The sequence below is a fragment of the Delftia sp. PX-1 genome (assembly GCF_055797465.1).
In genome coordinates, this window is record NZ_CP184763.1 from 4455085 (window position 1) to 4467520 (window position 12436).

A 12436-nucleotide genomic window follows, 5' to 3' on the forward strand; every position below is an offset into this window, starting at 1 on the left:
GATTGTTATAGTAAATAACGGAACTACCATGACTAGACACACTCAGCCCATCGTGGAGCGCTTGTTCAGGCCAATGGAACGCTCGACCCGCCAGCGCAGTTCGATACGCACGGTCATGGAAGAGGCTGGGCGCCCCCTGCTCCCCGCTGAAATCCTGGGCGCAGCGCAGCGCGAAGTGCCGGCCATCGGTCTGGCCACGGTGTACCGCAACATCAAGCAATTGATGGAAGCCGGTGAGGTGCAGGCCGTGGACCTGCCCGGCGAGGCCACGCGCTACGAACTCAGCGGCCGCGCCCATCACCACCATTTCCGCTGCATGAGCTGCAACCGCGTGTTCAACGTGCCCGGTTGCCTTGGCGACATGCAGCGCATCGTGCCCGAAGGCTTTGTGGTGGAGCGCCATGAGATGACGATGTACGGCATCTGCAGCGACTGCCACCAGAACGTGCAGTAGCGGCGGGCCCCGGGCCTCAGGCCCAGGCATCGGCAAGCCGACAGCCATGGCGCAGGCCTTCCCTGCGCCATGGCTGTTTCTTTTTCCCCGGTCCGCTGCCTCAGCGCCTGCCCGGCCGCACGCGGCCTGCGGCAACGCCCCCGGCCAGCAAGGCCAGCGCAGCCACCGCCCAGAGCATCGCCACCTGACCCCAGGTCTGCGGCGCATGGCGCGGACTGGCCGTGAAGACCGGCTGCGCTGCAAAGTCCTTCGCGCCGAATGGACGGTCCTCGAACAGATAGGGATAGAAGAAAGTCCGCAGCCGCGCATGGAAGGCGGCAATGTCGTCCTGGTAGGCCAGCTGCGCCAGCAGGTCGGTGCCGGCCTGGCGGTGCAATGCGGCCTGCACGCCCACGCCGGGCAGCAGCCAGCCCAGGCGCCCGGTCCAGGCCTGGCGCGCCTGCAGGCCTTCCCGATAGGCGGCGAACTGGGGGGCGACGCTTTCATCACCGAGCTGCTGGAAGGCGTAGTACCACTTCCAGTGAAAGCCCGCAGGCAGCGGCGCGGTGTTGCGCCATTCGGGGTGGTTGCGGAAGAAGCGCTCCATGGTCTGCTCGCGCGGCAGGTCCCAGGCACCATGCACGGTCTGGCGCTGGGCCAGCATCAGCTCCACGCCCTGGCTCACGGGCACGGCGCGCGACAGCGCGGCATTGGCCAGCGTGGGCAGCACCAGGGTCAGCACGGCCCAGCAGCCCATGAGGGCCATGGCGTTGGCCACCGAACTGCCGCCCAGCGTGGCGACCACCAGGCACAGCCCGCTCCAGAAGGCCACATAGGCCGTGGCGCTCAGCAGCACGGAGGCGATGGCACCCGCCTGCGCACCGCTGGCCAATGCCCCTGCCAGGGCCGGCAGCGCCAGGCATGCCAGCAACAGCACCGAACGCAGGCCCGCACGGCGCAGCCACAGCCGGCGCCCGCTGCCGGGCATGGCCTGAAGCGTGCCCAGGCGTCCCGATTCGCGCTCGCCCGAGACCAGGTCGTAGAGCAGTGCAATCAGGAACAGCGGCGCCAGGTAGACCAGCACAAAGGCGAAGTCGAAGCGGCCCGCCAGCGCCAGTTCGGGGTTGAAGCTCTCGCCTTCATGCAGCTGCGCCTGCAGCGCCAGGGCACGCACGCGCAGCACATAGGGCGCGGCATCGCGCAGGCCCAGGGCGAGGAAGGCCGTGGACGACGGTGCATCCCAGGTGCTGTGAAAGCCGTAGTAGGCCACCGAGCCCGCATCGCCGGACTGTGCATGCCGACCTGCCTGGGCCGCCATTTCCTGCTGCTGCATTTGGGCCAGACGGTCCAGGGTCTGGCGCTGCGACGAGATCTCGCGCAGGCCCGACAGCACGGCCAGCGTGGACAGCAACAGCAGCAGGGCCAGGGCGCACAGCGCCAGGCGCGAGCGCGTCAGAAGACGCCATTCATGTGGTAGCCAGCTCATCGCACCACCCTCCCCAGACGTTGCGTGGCCACCAGCAAGGCGGCCGCAAGCGCCGCCAGCCATCCCAGCAGCACGCAGGCTGCGGGTGCCGCGCGGCGCAAGGCCGCCAGCGGCGGATCGGGCTCGTGATGGAAGTCGGAGACGCCGCGCCAGTGCTCGTGGCTGATGCGGTTGTCTCGGCTGGAACGGTCACCCGCGTAGCTGAGCTTGTCCACCTGCAGCTGGTTGAGCGCCTGCACCATGCGGTAGCGATGCTGCTCGGCCTGCTCCAGAAAGCGCCGATAGCCTTGCAGGTCGGTGCCGGCCACGGCCATGGACAGGCGGCGCAGCGCAATCAAGGGGCTGACCAGGGCAAAGCCGTCGGCGCTGCGCAGTTGCCGGGCCTGCAGATCGAAGCTGGCCTCGGCATGGCGCCTGAAGAGCTCGCTGGTCAGCCGCTCGCCCTCCATGCCGACCAGGCCCTTGTAGTTGACGGGCAGATCCTCCACACGCGACACGCCGTACTGTGCAAGCACTTTGGCGCGAAAGGCGGCGAAGTAGGGATCGTCGGGATTGTGGCTGTCGCCCAGCGCCGCCAGCTCGCGCGCCGTGGCGATGTCGGTCTCGAAGCGCGTGGGCAATGCCAGGGCCGCGCCCACCAGCTCCGGCGCCAGCCGGGGCACCAGCACCACGCCAATGGCCCAGGCGGCCAGCAGGGCCAGCAAGGCATCGCGCCCGCGCCGCATGAGGGCCGAGACCGCGGTGATGCCCACGGCCCACAGCAGCAGCCACAGCACATGGCCAGCCGCCAGCGCGGCCACCAGGCTGATGGGCACGGGCGTGGCCACCGCCATCCAGGCCAGGGCCAGCAAGGCGGGCAGCAGCACCAGGGCCGCCACGCCCGTCAGCGCCAGCAGCTTGCCTGCCACGAACTGCCGCATGCCCACGCCCTGGGCCAGCAGCACGCGCAAGGTGCCGGCCTCGCGCTCTCGCGCGATGCAGGCATGGCCCACGAAGATCAGCAGCAGCGGTGCCAGCACCTGCAGCACAAAGGCCGGCGTGAGCTGGCCGAAGCGCAGCAGCAGCGACGACTGGCGCACATCGCCGAAGTTGGCGCTGTTCTGGCGGTGGCCTTCGAGAAACAGCGTGTGGCCGGTGTAGGCGTCTATGCCCGCATCGAAGGCCGCCAGCGGATTGAGCGGGCGGAACACGAAATGGCCGTAGTGCACCATGCGGTGCGGATGGCGGTCGGGCTGGGCCTCGAACTCGTGATCCACCTGCGACTGGTGGCGTTCGCGCTGGGCCTGGGCCGCGCTGCGCTGGTCCCAGGCGGTGAAGGCGGCAGTAGCACCGAGCAGCAGCCACAGCACCATGCCCAGCACGGCCACGCGGTCGCGCAGCAGCAGGCGCCATTCCTCGCGTGCAATGGTCCAGGCCGTGCTCATGCCGCGGCCCCCTGCACGCCTGCGCCTGCGCCTGCGCCTGCGTCTGCGTCTGCGTGTGCGTTTGCGTCTGCACTCGCACCCGTACCTGTACCCGCGTAGTGGCGGTGCAGTGCCCGCACGTCAAAGCGCTCTTCCCCACGGGCCGCCACCTCCTCCACCAGCCTGCCGCCCGCGATGAAGCCCATGCGGTCGGCCACATCGGCCGCCCCCAGCAGGTCGTGCGTGACCATGAGAATGGCCACGCCCTGGCCGCGCAGCTGCGTGATCAGCCGGCTGAATTCGGCCGTGGCCTGCGGGTCCAGGCCCGAAGTGGGTTCGTCCAGCAGCAGTGCCGGCACCTTGCGTGCCAGCGCCAGCGCAATGGCCACCTTCTGCCGCATTCCCTTGGAAAAGCCCGAGACGCGCCGGTCATGCGCGGCCGCATCCAGCCCTGCAGCGGACAAGGCCTGGCCGATGGCATCCCTGCTGGCGGGCTGGCCCGCCAGGTCCAGCAGATAGGCCACGTTCTCGCGCGCGCTCAGGTGCTCGTACAGCGCCACGTTCTCGGGGATATAGGCGATCAGGCCGCGCGCCTGCGCGGCAGCCGTCACCGGGTCCACGCCCTGCACGCGCACCTGGCCGCTGCGCGGCCGCACAAAGCCCAGGAACAGGCTCAGCGTGGTGGTCTTGCCCGCGCCGTTGGCGCCCAGCAGCGCATAGATCTCGCCGGCATGCACGGCCAGGTCCAGGCCCTGGAGAATGGTGCGCTCGCCATAGTCCACCACGGCGCCCAGCGCTTGGAGCACGGGCGTGGAGGCAGAAGTGGGGTTGGAAGAAACAGGAAGGGATGGATGCATGGCGGGGCTCAGAACTTGGCTTGAAGGCCTACGGTGACGGTGCGGGCGGTGCCCGGCGTCACCCACAGCCGGCTGTACGAGCTGGTGTAGTAGGTCTTGTCAAAGAGGTTGTCCACGTCCAGCGTCAGGCGCAGCGTGGGGCTGATGCGCCAGTAGGCCACCAGCTTGGCGGTGGTGTAGCCGGGCAGATCGAAGGCCGCCTTGCCAGCGTCGGCCTCGGCCTGCGTGCGGGCCTGGCCCAGGCGCTTGCCCACGCGGGTGACGCCGCCGCCAATGCCGTAGCGCTGGCCGTTGGAGAAGGCGTTCTCGTAGACCGCCAGCACGCTGCCGTTGACCTTGGGCACGTTGAGCAGGCGCCCGCCCACTTCCAGCGTGTTGTCGCGCGAGATCTCCACGTCGTTGAGCACCAGGCTCGCATTCAGGCGCCAACGCTGCGTGACCTGGCCGGCAAAGTCGAACTCCAGCCCCCGGCTGCGGATCTCGCCGGCCGAGACCGAGTAGCCGGCGTTGCCCGGGTCGGCCGTCAGCACGTTGCGCTTGCGGATGTCGAACAGCGCGGCCGTGGCACCCATGCGCCGGTCGGCGCTTTCCCACTTGGCGCCCAGCTCCATGGAGCGGCCGGATTCGGGGCTGAAGCCCGCGCCGGCCACATCGACACCCACGTTGGGCCGGAACGAGCGGCCCACGTTGGCATAGAAGGTCCATTGCGGCAGCGGCAGCCAGCTCAGGCCCAGGCGCGGAGAGGTCGAGGTCGGGTCCTGCTGCGTGGTCGCGCCCGTGCGGCGGTTGTGCAGCGACTGGTCATAGCGGTCCATGCGCAGGCCGGCCACCACGCGCCACTGGGGCGAGAGCTTGATGGCGTCCTGCAGGTAGAAGGCCGTGTTGCGCTGGCGCTCGAAGGTATCGGTATTGGCCGTGGGCACGGGCTGCGTGCCGCCGTAGACGGGGTTGTAGATATTGATGGCATAGGGATTGGCCGCCGTGGGGTTGGCGCGCAGCATCACCGTATCCATGTCGAAGCGAAAGCTCTCCAGACCCAGCAGCAGCTCGTGTTCGACGGTGCCCGTTTTCACCGTGCCCTGCAGCTCGGCCTGCACGGCGATGTCGTCGGACTGGTAGTCGCGGAAACGCCGCTGGCGCGTCAGGTCGCCATTGGCCAGCAGCGCATGGGGTTCGGTGGAAAAGCCGTTGATCGAGGTCTCGCGGTAGGACAGGCCCAGGCGGCTGCGCCACTGCGCGCTCCACTCATGCGAGAGGATGAACTGGTGCGTGCGGTTTTCCACCGTCACATCGCCATCGCGCGGGTCGCCCAGGAAGCGGCTGCGCGAGATGGCGCCCAGGCGGTCGCCCACGGCCACCACGCCACGGTCCAGCGGCGTCTTGTGGCGCAGCAGCTCGCCCGAGTACTCCAGCACCGTATCGCGCCCCAGCTTCCAGGTGAAGGCCGGCGCAATCACCTGGCGGCTGGCGCCTACGAAGTCGCGGAAGCTGTCGCGGTCCTCCACGGCGATGTTGAGCCGGTAGGCAAAGTTCTCGCCAATCGGCCCCGTGCTGTCGAGCGCGCCGCGCCGCAGCCCGTAGCTGCCCGCATAGGCTTCCACGGAATGCGAAGGCGTCCACAGCGGACGCTTGGAGACGACGTTCAGCGTGCCGCCCGGCTCGCTGCTGCCGTAGAGCGCAGCGGCCGTGCCCTTGAGGAACTCGATGCGCTCCACGCCAGCCAGATCACGCGGCGCGTTGAAGCCGCGCCCCGAGGAAAAGCCGTTGAACAAGGTGGCCATGCCCACGTTCTGATCGCCGGGCAGGCCGCGAATGACGATGTTGTCCCACAGGCCGCCAAAGTTGTTCTGGCGCGAGACGCCGCCCACATAGTCCAGCACATCGTCGAGCTTGGTGGCTCCCAGGTCGTCCATGGCCTGGCGCGTGATCACGCGCACCGACTGCGGCAGCTCGCGCAGCGGCAGGTCGGTCTTGGCGCCTGCCGCCTCATCGGTGTGATAGGCGCCCGAGGCCGTGCGGCCCACGACTTCCACGGCAGGCAGCAGGGTCTGCTCCTGGGGCGACGGCGCTGACGGCACGGATGCCGCAGTTTGTTCCTGGCCCTGGGCCAGCACGGGCGTGGAGAAGAAAGCGGCAGCGCTCAGGGCAAGCGGCAGCGGGCGAAGGCCGGGGAGCGGCTTCGCGAGGATGGAGAAGGCAGTCATGATGAAAACGGGCACGGGCGCATGCCGCCGGCATCAGAAGCCGGCGCGCGCAAACACGGACATGCCGCCAGCACCAACGGGTGCTGGCGGCAGAGAAGGAGAAAGTGCTTGCGGATTCAGCGCGGCGGGTCGCGCGATGCAAAGGCCCAGCGGTTCTGCGAGGGGATGGCGCCGCCCACGGTGCGCGGCGGCACCCTCTCAGGCGGCGCGGCCACGGCCAGCGGCAGGCCGAAGTGCGGCAGCCAGGCCGCCGCATGCGGTGCATGGCCCATGCACCAGACGCAGACGGCTTCCGCGGCTTCCGCCTTTTCACCGGCCGGCGCCTTGTCCTCGCAGCCGTTCAGGCCGGCAAACGCCTGGCCGGGCGCTGCCGCCGCCTGCCGGATATGCGTTGCGCCGTGCAGGGGCATGCCAATGGCCGTGTTGAAGAACACGGCCAGCAATAGCAGGCGCAAAACAAGCAGACGCATAAGACGGCGATCTTACTATTGACAATTCAATATCGTTAACTGTCCGCCGGCATTTTCAGCACGGGCCCCGGAGACAGCGCGGCAATATGGCACAGGCATGTGACAGCCGACTGGCGATTTCCCGCATTGTGCCTATTGATCTGCGGGCCCCACGCCCCGGAAGAACATGTCGCAGATCTGGTCCGCCACCTTCTCCAGCGAGCCCTTGCGGGGGTTGAACCAGGACTGTATGGAGTTGATGCTGCCCAGGATCATGATGCGCGCCAGGTGGATGTCGGCATCGGCCCGCAGGCGGCCTTCGGCGCGCAGGTCTTCGAGCAGGCCGCTCCAGAATTTCTGGTGGCGCTCGCGGCGCTTGATCTGGCGTTCGCGCACCTTGTCGGGCAACTGGCCCAGAAGGCGGCCGTGGGCCAGGGCGAAGTCCCCATGCTTGATCAGGCCCGCCATCTGGCCCAGCACGGCTGCGCGGAAACGCTGCTCGGCCGTGGCGTCGGCGCCCAGCGCGGCAAGGCGCTCCTGCTGCTGGCTGATGATGCGGTTGCCGCCCTGCTCCATGACCTCGTCCACCAGTTCCTCCTTGGAGGCGAAGTGGTAGTAGATGCTGGCGGCCTCGATCCCGGACTGCTCGGCAATGTTGCGCATGGTGGTGGCAGAGTAGCCCTGCTCACCGAAGGTGCGGGCGGCCAGCTTGAGAAGGGTCTCGCGGGTCTCGTTGCCGTCGTGGGCGCTGGTCTGCCTTCTTGCCATGTCTGCCAGGGTGTGGATCGTTGTAGTGCGGCGATGCTAACAGGCTGTTGGTGGCACGCCAATCAAGCGTTCTGTACGCGCCCGCTGCCTGGCGGGCATGGCCGGGCCGCGAAACTGCGCCTGAAGAATCAGCCACAAAGGCATTCCCGGGACTGCAATGGCCTGGCAATCAACGGCTCATGAATTTACGCGATATCGGCGGAAGATATTTCAAACCACGGCCAGGAATTCAATCCTCGCAATACAAAAAATCTATCCAGCCAATCGACAAGACAAATGAAACAACGCGTGTTAATCGCAAGATTAAATAGCACAATCGAATCACATGTAATTTATTTTATAAATCGATAAATAAAATCGATTGATGAAACAAAATCAACACCCGCAACCGGTTCTGAAATGGGAACTTGTACCATCACCTCGTCGCGGCTGCCCTGCAAAAGCATGCCAGCACGCCCTCTCCAGAGGAGGAAGCGCCAACCACAATGCTCTGCAAATGTAACAAAGACGCAACAGCTTTTGTAAAGTGGCGGTTATCAAGATGCTGCTGGATATAATGCGGATCGCCTCGGAATATGCCCAGGCATGAGAAGAAGCTGTCTACACCTCATAGAACGCTCACATCATCAGTATTTATACTTACGGTGATATCTTCATCCCCCACTGCACATGCACCAACCTTGACCATTGCGTAAAGAGTTCCGGGTCGTTGTTCTTGCTGCGCAGTTTTCGACAAATAGCCGCACTTAGAAATTCTTCTATCAAGATGACTACATACCAAGAGCTGATTGCCCAGAAAAAACTGCTCGACCAGCAAATCGACGAGGCCCGCAAGCTGGAGTCCAAAGCGGCTCTGGCATCGGTGCAGGAACTGGTCCGGGAGTTTGGCTTCACGGCACAGCAGGTCTTCCCCTGGAAGCCCGATGGCAAGAAGAGCGCCCCCGCCAAGTACCAGGACCCCGAGTCCGGCAAGACCTGGACCGGCCGCGGCAAGCCGCCGAACTGGATCCTGGGCAAGGACCGCACCCTGTTCGAAATCAAGTGAGTCCCTGCCGCGCGTGGGCCCGCCCGCACGGCGGCGCACATGCGCGGGCACATGCTCAGAGGTGCGTCATGCAGGCACCACCGCCGTGACCTCGATCTCCACCTTGGCCCGGTCTTCCACCAGATCCGCCACCTCCACCGCCGTCATGGCCGGGAAATGCCGCCCGATCAGTTCGCGGTAGTGCTTTCCAATGGCCGGATAGGCCGCCACGTATTCCTGCTTGTCGGTCACATACCAGGTCATGCGCACGATGTGCTCGGGCCTGGCGCCGCCTTCGGCGAGGATGGCGACGATATTGGCCAGCGCCTGCCGCACCTGTCCGGCAAAGTCGTCCGTCTCGAATTGCTGCTGGCCGTTCCAGCCAATCTGGCCGCCGACGAACACCAGCCGGGAGCCGACCGTCATCTCGGTCAGGATGCCATTGGCATAGCCTCGGGGCGCCAGCCAGTCCGGGGGTTGCAGAGTCTTCATTGCTTCATCCTGTTCTCGTTGAATCCGTAAAACCGTCCTGCGGCACCAGATAGGCCTGCAGGCGCTCGCGCAGATCGGCCGGCAGTGGCGTGGCCTTCATGCTGCGCAAATCCATGGTGACGATGGTCATGCGCGCAGACAGCCGTCGCTGGCCGTCCGGCCCCTCGAAACGCACATCGAACTGGAACGATGCCCCGCCGATGCGGCGCACCTCCAATACCTGGCGCAGCGTGTCGTGCCAGCGGCTGGGCGCCGTGAAATCGCATTGCACCGACACCGTGGGCGTGCCCACCTGGCGCTGTAAATGCAGGGTGTGGAATGGCAGGCCCATTCCCCTGTCGAACCATTCCTCCACCAGGTCGTTGACCATTTCGAAATAGCGCGGGTAAAAGACGATGCCGGCCGGATCGCAATGGCGAAACAGCACCTGCACCTGGCTGACGAAGGCGGAGGCCATGGCGCGCGCTCACGGCATCTTGCGCAGCACGAAGCGCTGCAGCTTGCCGGTCTCGGTGCGCGGCAGGGCCGGCACGAAGACAATGGCGCGCGGGTACTTGTAGGGCGCAATGCTGGCCTTGACGAAGGCCTGCAGCGTGGCCGCCATGTCGTCGCCGGCCGCAAAGCCGGGCTTGAGCACCACAAAGGCCTTGACCACCTGGCCGCGCTCGTCGTCGGGTGCGCCGATCACGCCGCATTCGGCCACGGCCTCGTGGCGCAGCAGTGCGTCCTCCACCTCGGGGCCGGCGATGTTGTAGCCGGCCGAGATGATCATGTCGTCATTGCGCGCCTGGTAGAACAGATAGCCGTCGGCGTCGCGCACAAAGGTGTCGCCGGGCAGGTTCCAGCCGTTTTGCACAAAGCGCTTCTGGCGCTCGTCGGCAAGATACCGGCAGCCGGTCGGCCCCTTGATGGCCAGGCGGCCGGGCGTGCCGTCGGGCACGGGCTGCATGTCGTCGTCCACCACCTGGGCCACATAGCCGGGCACGACCTTGCCGATGGCGCCCGCGCGCACCTCCTCGGGCGGGCTGGAGACAAAGACGTGGATGAGCTCGGTGCCGCCGATGCCGTCGATCATCTCGATGCCCGTGGCCTGCTTCCACAGCTGGCGCGTGGCGTCCGGCAGGGCCTCACCGGCCGAGACGCTTTTCCTGAGTGACGACAGGTCGAAGCGCGCTGCCTGCGCCGCCATCTGCCGGTAGAAGGTGGGTGCGGTGAAGACGATGGTGGCGCGGAAATCCTGCACCAGCTGCAGCAGCCCTTCGGGCGTGAGCTTTTCGGCCAGCACGGTGCTGGCGCCCACGCGCAGCGGAAAGCACAGCAGCCCGCCCAGGCCAAAGGTGAAGGCCAGCGGCGGCGTGCCGCAGAAGATGTCGTCCGGGCCGGGCCGTATCACATGGCGCGGGAACAGGTCGCACATGGCCAGCACGTCGCGGTGGAAATGCATGCAGCCCTTGGGCGCGCCCGTGGTGCCGCTGGTGAAGGCGATGAGGCAGACATCGTCGGCCGCCGTGTCGCAGCAGGCGAAGGTGTCGGGCTTGGCTGCGGCGAGGGCGTCCAGCGCGTCGGCTGCGCCATCGTTGAAATACAGCACGCGCGAAAGGTCCGGGCAATGGTGTTCATGGCCGGGCTGCAGGCACAGCTGCACTTCGTCCTTGAGGCGCACATCGCACAGCACGGCCTGCACCCGGGCCTTGGCGATGATCTGCTGCAGCTCCTTGGCGCGCAGCAGCGGCATGGTGGGCACCGTCACCAGCCCGGCCTTGATGGCGGCCAGCCAGGAAGCGGCCATCATGGCGTTGTTGGGGCCGCGCAGCAGCAGCCGGTTGCCGGGCACCAGCTGCAGGTCTTCCACCAGCACATGGGCGATGCGGTTGGTCAGCGCCTGCAGTTCGGCATAGGTCATGGCGGCCTGGTCCGCGCCCTGCCTCCAGCGCAGGGCCACGCGGTCGCCATGGCCGCGCGCCACCATGGCGTCGACCAGTTCGGCCGCGCAGTTCAGGCGTTCGGGATAGGCCACGTCCGGGCCGTCGAGCAGGAACTCGGGCCATTGGTCGGGCGGCGGCAGGTTGTCCCGGGCGAAAGTATCGATGTGGGCGGAGGCTTGCATGCGATGTTCCCTGGCTTTGCGTTGAATGGGCAGCCTGCCGCTCAGGCCTTGAGCAGCTCGCGCGCGATGATGAGTTTTTGCACCTCGGTCGCGCCCTCGTAGATGCGCAGCGCGCGGATTTCGCGGTACAGCGTCTCCACCGGCATGCCCGAGACCACGCCCGCCCCGCCGAACATCTGCAGCGCGCGGTCGATCACGGCCTGGGCCGATTCAGTGGCCGTCATCTTGGCCATGGCCGCCTCGCGCGTGGTGCGCGTCTTCTTCACATCGCGCATCCAGGCGGCCCGGTAGGTCAGCAGGGCCGATGCGTCGATGGCCGTGTCCATGTCGCCCAGCGCGGCCTGGGTCAGTTGCAGGTCGCCCAGGGTCTGCCCGAACATGCGGCGCGACTTCGCGCGTGCCAGGCCTTCGTCCAGCGCGCGGCGCGCAAAGCCCAGTGCGGCGGCGGCCACCGAGGCGCGGAAGATGTCCAGCGTCATCATGGCCAGCTTGAAGCCCTGCCCCGGCTCGCCCAGGCGCTGCGACACGGGTATGCGGCAGTTGTCGAAGCAGATGGTGGCCAGCGGGTGCGGCGCGATCAGCTCGATGCGCTCGCCAATCGAGAAGCCCGGCGTGTCCGCATCGACCACGAAGGCGCTGATGCCGCGCGCCCCCGGCGCCTCGCCCGTGCGGGCGAACACGCAGTAGAAGTCGGCAATGCCGCCGTTGGAGATCCAGGTCTTGGCACCGTTGAGCACATAGTGGTCGCCTTCGAGCCGCGCCTCGCAGGCCATGGCGGCCACGTCGGAGCCGGCATCGGGCTCGGACAGCGCAAAGGCTGCAATGGCTTCGCCACGCGCCACGCGCGGCAGGTAGCGCTGGCGCAGCGCTTCCGACCCCATGAGCGATATCGCACCGCTGCCCAGCCCCTGCATGGCAAAGGCGAAGTCGGCCAGGCCTTCATGGCGGGCCAGGGTCTCGCGCAGGATGCAGACCGCACGCGAGTCCACCTCGGGCAAGGCCCCGCCCCAGGCGCCGCCGGGGCCGGACGGCACGGCATAGCGCAGCCATCCGGCCTGGCCCAGGGCCTTCACCAGTTGGCGGCAGGCCGCATCGGCATCGTGGTGGTCCACATCGCCCAGGGATTGGGCGCACCAGGCGTCGGCCTCATGCGCCAGCGTGCGGTGGGCGTCGTCGAAGAAAGGCCAGTCCAGCCAGGAGGAATCACGCATTT

At 67.1% G+C, this 12436-nt stretch carries 12 protein-coding genes; 2 read left to right on the forward strand and 10 right to left on the reverse strand.

Going from position 1 to position 12436, the window contains the following annotated elements; translation table 11 throughout:
• Positions 1-28 precede the first annotated feature (28 nt).
• On the forward strand, positions 29-454 hold the full coding sequence (locus tag ACN20X_RS20425) for a Fur family transcriptional regulator (protein WP_016450441.1): 426 nt from the start codon (positions 29-31) through the stop codon (positions 452-454).
• Between the two features lie 100 nt (positions 455-554).
• On the opposite strand, the gene ACN20X_RS20430 is transcribed toward ACN20X_RS20425, so the two are convergent.
• The 6 genes from ACN20X_RS20430 to ACN20X_RS20455 all read right to left on the reverse strand — a co-directional run bounded on the left by ACN20X_RS20430 (position 555) and on the right by ACN20X_RS20455 (position 7600).
• Entirely contained in the window at positions 555-1919 is a 1365-nt protein-coding gene (locus tag ACN20X_RS20430; RefSeq protein WP_016454677.1) for a DUF3526 domain-containing protein, read from the reverse strand.
• Positions 1916-3343: an ABC transporter permease gene (locus ACN20X_RS20435; protein WP_016454676.1), complete on the reverse strand. Its 1428-nt coding sequence runs from the start codon at positions 3341-3343 to the stop codon at positions 1916-1918. The genes ACN20X_RS20430 and ACN20X_RS20435 overlap by 4 nt, the downstream gene beginning before the upstream one ends.
• Entirely contained in the window at positions 3340-4179 is an 840-nt protein-coding gene (locus ACN20X_RS20440) for an ABC transporter ATP-binding protein (protein ID WP_473209822.1), read from the reverse strand. Before ACN20X_RS20440 ends, ACN20X_RS20435 begins: the two co-directional genes overlap by 4 nt.
• Positions 4180-4187: 8 nt before the next feature.
• The gene (locus ACN20X_RS20445; RefSeq protein ID WP_043792450.1) at positions 4188-6383 is read right to left on the reverse strand and encodes a TonB-dependent siderophore receptor; all 2196 of its coding nucleotides are present in this window, start codon (positions 6381-6383) and stop codon (positions 4188-4190) included.
• A 116-nt stretch (positions 6384-6499) separates the two neighbouring features.
• Positions 6500-6853: a hypothetical protein gene (locus ACN20X_RS20450; RefSeq protein WP_016450639.1), complete on the reverse strand. Its 354-nt coding sequence runs from the start codon at positions 6851-6853 to the stop codon at positions 6500-6502.
• Between the two features lie 132 nt (positions 6854-6985).
• The gene (locus ACN20X_RS20455) at positions 6986-7600 is read right to left on the reverse strand and encodes a TetR/AcrR family transcriptional regulator (RefSeq protein ID WP_016450638.1); all 615 of its coding nucleotides are present in this window, start codon (positions 7598-7600) and stop codon (positions 6986-6988) included.
• Positions 7601-8366: 766 nt separating this feature from the next.
• On the opposite strand from ACN20X_RS20455, the gene ACN20X_RS20460 reads away from it, so the two are divergent.
• Positions 8367-8645 carry an H-NS histone family protein gene (locus ACN20X_RS20460; protein ID WP_016450637.1) on the forward strand — a complete coding sequence of 93 codons (279 nt, stop codon included), beginning with the start codon at positions 8367-8369 and terminating at the stop codon, positions 8643-8645.
• A 66-nt stretch (positions 8646-8711) separates the two neighbouring features.
• On the opposite strand, the gene ACN20X_RS20465 is transcribed toward ACN20X_RS20460, so the two are convergent.
• From ACN20X_RS20465 to ACN20X_RS20480, 4 genes are read right to left on the reverse strand one after another with little or no spacing between them, the layout of a single operon-like run.
• Positions 8712-9116 (reverse strand): RidA family protein, encoded by a 405-nt coding sequence (locus tag ACN20X_RS20465; RefSeq protein WP_016450636.1) that lies wholly within the window; start codon positions 9114-9116, stop codon positions 8712-8714.
• Positions 9117-9120: 4 nt separating this feature from the next.
• On the reverse strand, positions 9121-9573 hold the full coding sequence (locus ACN20X_RS20470) for an acyl-CoA thioesterase (protein WP_047219543.1): 453 nt from the start codon (positions 9571-9573) through the stop codon (positions 9121-9123).
• A 9-nt stretch (positions 9574-9582) separates the two neighbouring features.
• Positions 9583-11223: an AMP-binding protein gene (locus tag ACN20X_RS20475; RefSeq protein ID WP_016454672.1), complete on the reverse strand. Its 1641-nt coding sequence runs from the start codon at positions 11221-11223 to the stop codon at positions 9583-9585.
• A gap of 41 nt (positions 11224-11264) precedes the next feature.
• Positions 11265-12434 carry an acyl-CoA dehydrogenase family protein gene (locus tag ACN20X_RS20480; RefSeq protein ID WP_047219541.1) on the reverse strand — a complete coding sequence of 390 codons (1170 nt, stop codon included), beginning with the start codon at positions 12432-12434 and terminating at the stop codon, positions 11265-11267.
• Positions 12435-12436 lie beyond the last annotated feature (2 nt).

What these genes read in the sequence shown, in the direction of transcription:
- ACN20X_RS20465 (WP_016450636.1), bottom strand. Translation starts at nt 9,116, where the DNA reads ATGAAGACTCTGCAACCCCCGGACTGGCTGGCGCCCCGAGGCTATGCC.
- ACN20X_RS20425 (WP_016450441.1), top strand. Translation starts at nt 29, where the DNA reads ATGACTAGACACACTCAGCCCATCGTGGAGCGCTTGTTCAGGCCAATG.
- ACN20X_RS20435 (WP_016454676.1), bottom strand. Translation starts at nt 3,343, where the DNA reads ATGAGCACGGCCTGGACCATTGCACGCGAGGAATGGCGCCTGCTGCTG.
- ACN20X_RS20430 (WP_016454677.1), bottom strand. Translation starts at nt 1,919, where the DNA reads ATGAGCTGGCTACCACATGAATGGCGTCTTCTGACGCGCTCGCGCCTG.
- ACN20X_RS20475 (WP_016454672.1), bottom strand. Translation starts at nt 11,223, where the DNA reads ATGCAAGCCTCCGCCCACATCGATACTTTCGCCCGGGACAACCTGCCG.
- ACN20X_RS20445 (WP_043792450.1), bottom strand. Translation starts at nt 6,383, where the DNA reads ATGACTGCCTTCTCCATCCTCGCGAAGCCGCTCCCCGGCCTTCGCCCG.
- ACN20X_RS20450 (WP_016450639.1), bottom strand. Translation starts at nt 6,853, where the DNA reads ATGCGTCTGCTTGTTTTGCGCCTGCTATTGCTGGCCGTGTTCTTCAAC.
- ACN20X_RS20455 (WP_016450638.1), bottom strand. Translation starts at nt 7,600, where the DNA reads ATGGCAAGAAGGCAGACCAGCGCCCACGACGGCAACGAGACCCGCGAG.
- ACN20X_RS20460 (WP_016450637.1), top strand. Translation starts at nt 8,367, where the DNA reads ATGACTACATACCAAGAGCTGATTGCCCAGAAAAAACTGCTCGACCAG.
- ACN20X_RS20480 (WP_047219541.1), bottom strand. Translation starts at nt 12,434, where the DNA reads ATGCGTGATTCCTCCTGGCTGGACTGGCCTTTCTTCGACGACGCCCAC.
- ACN20X_RS20470 (WP_047219543.1), bottom strand. Translation starts at nt 9,573, where the DNA reads ATGGCCTCCGCCTTCGTCAGCCAGGTGCAGGTGCTGTTTCGCCATTGC.
- ACN20X_RS20440 (WP_473209822.1), bottom strand. Translation starts at nt 4,179, where the DNA reads ATGCATCCATCCCTTCCTGTTTCTTCCAACCCCACTTCTGCCTCCACG.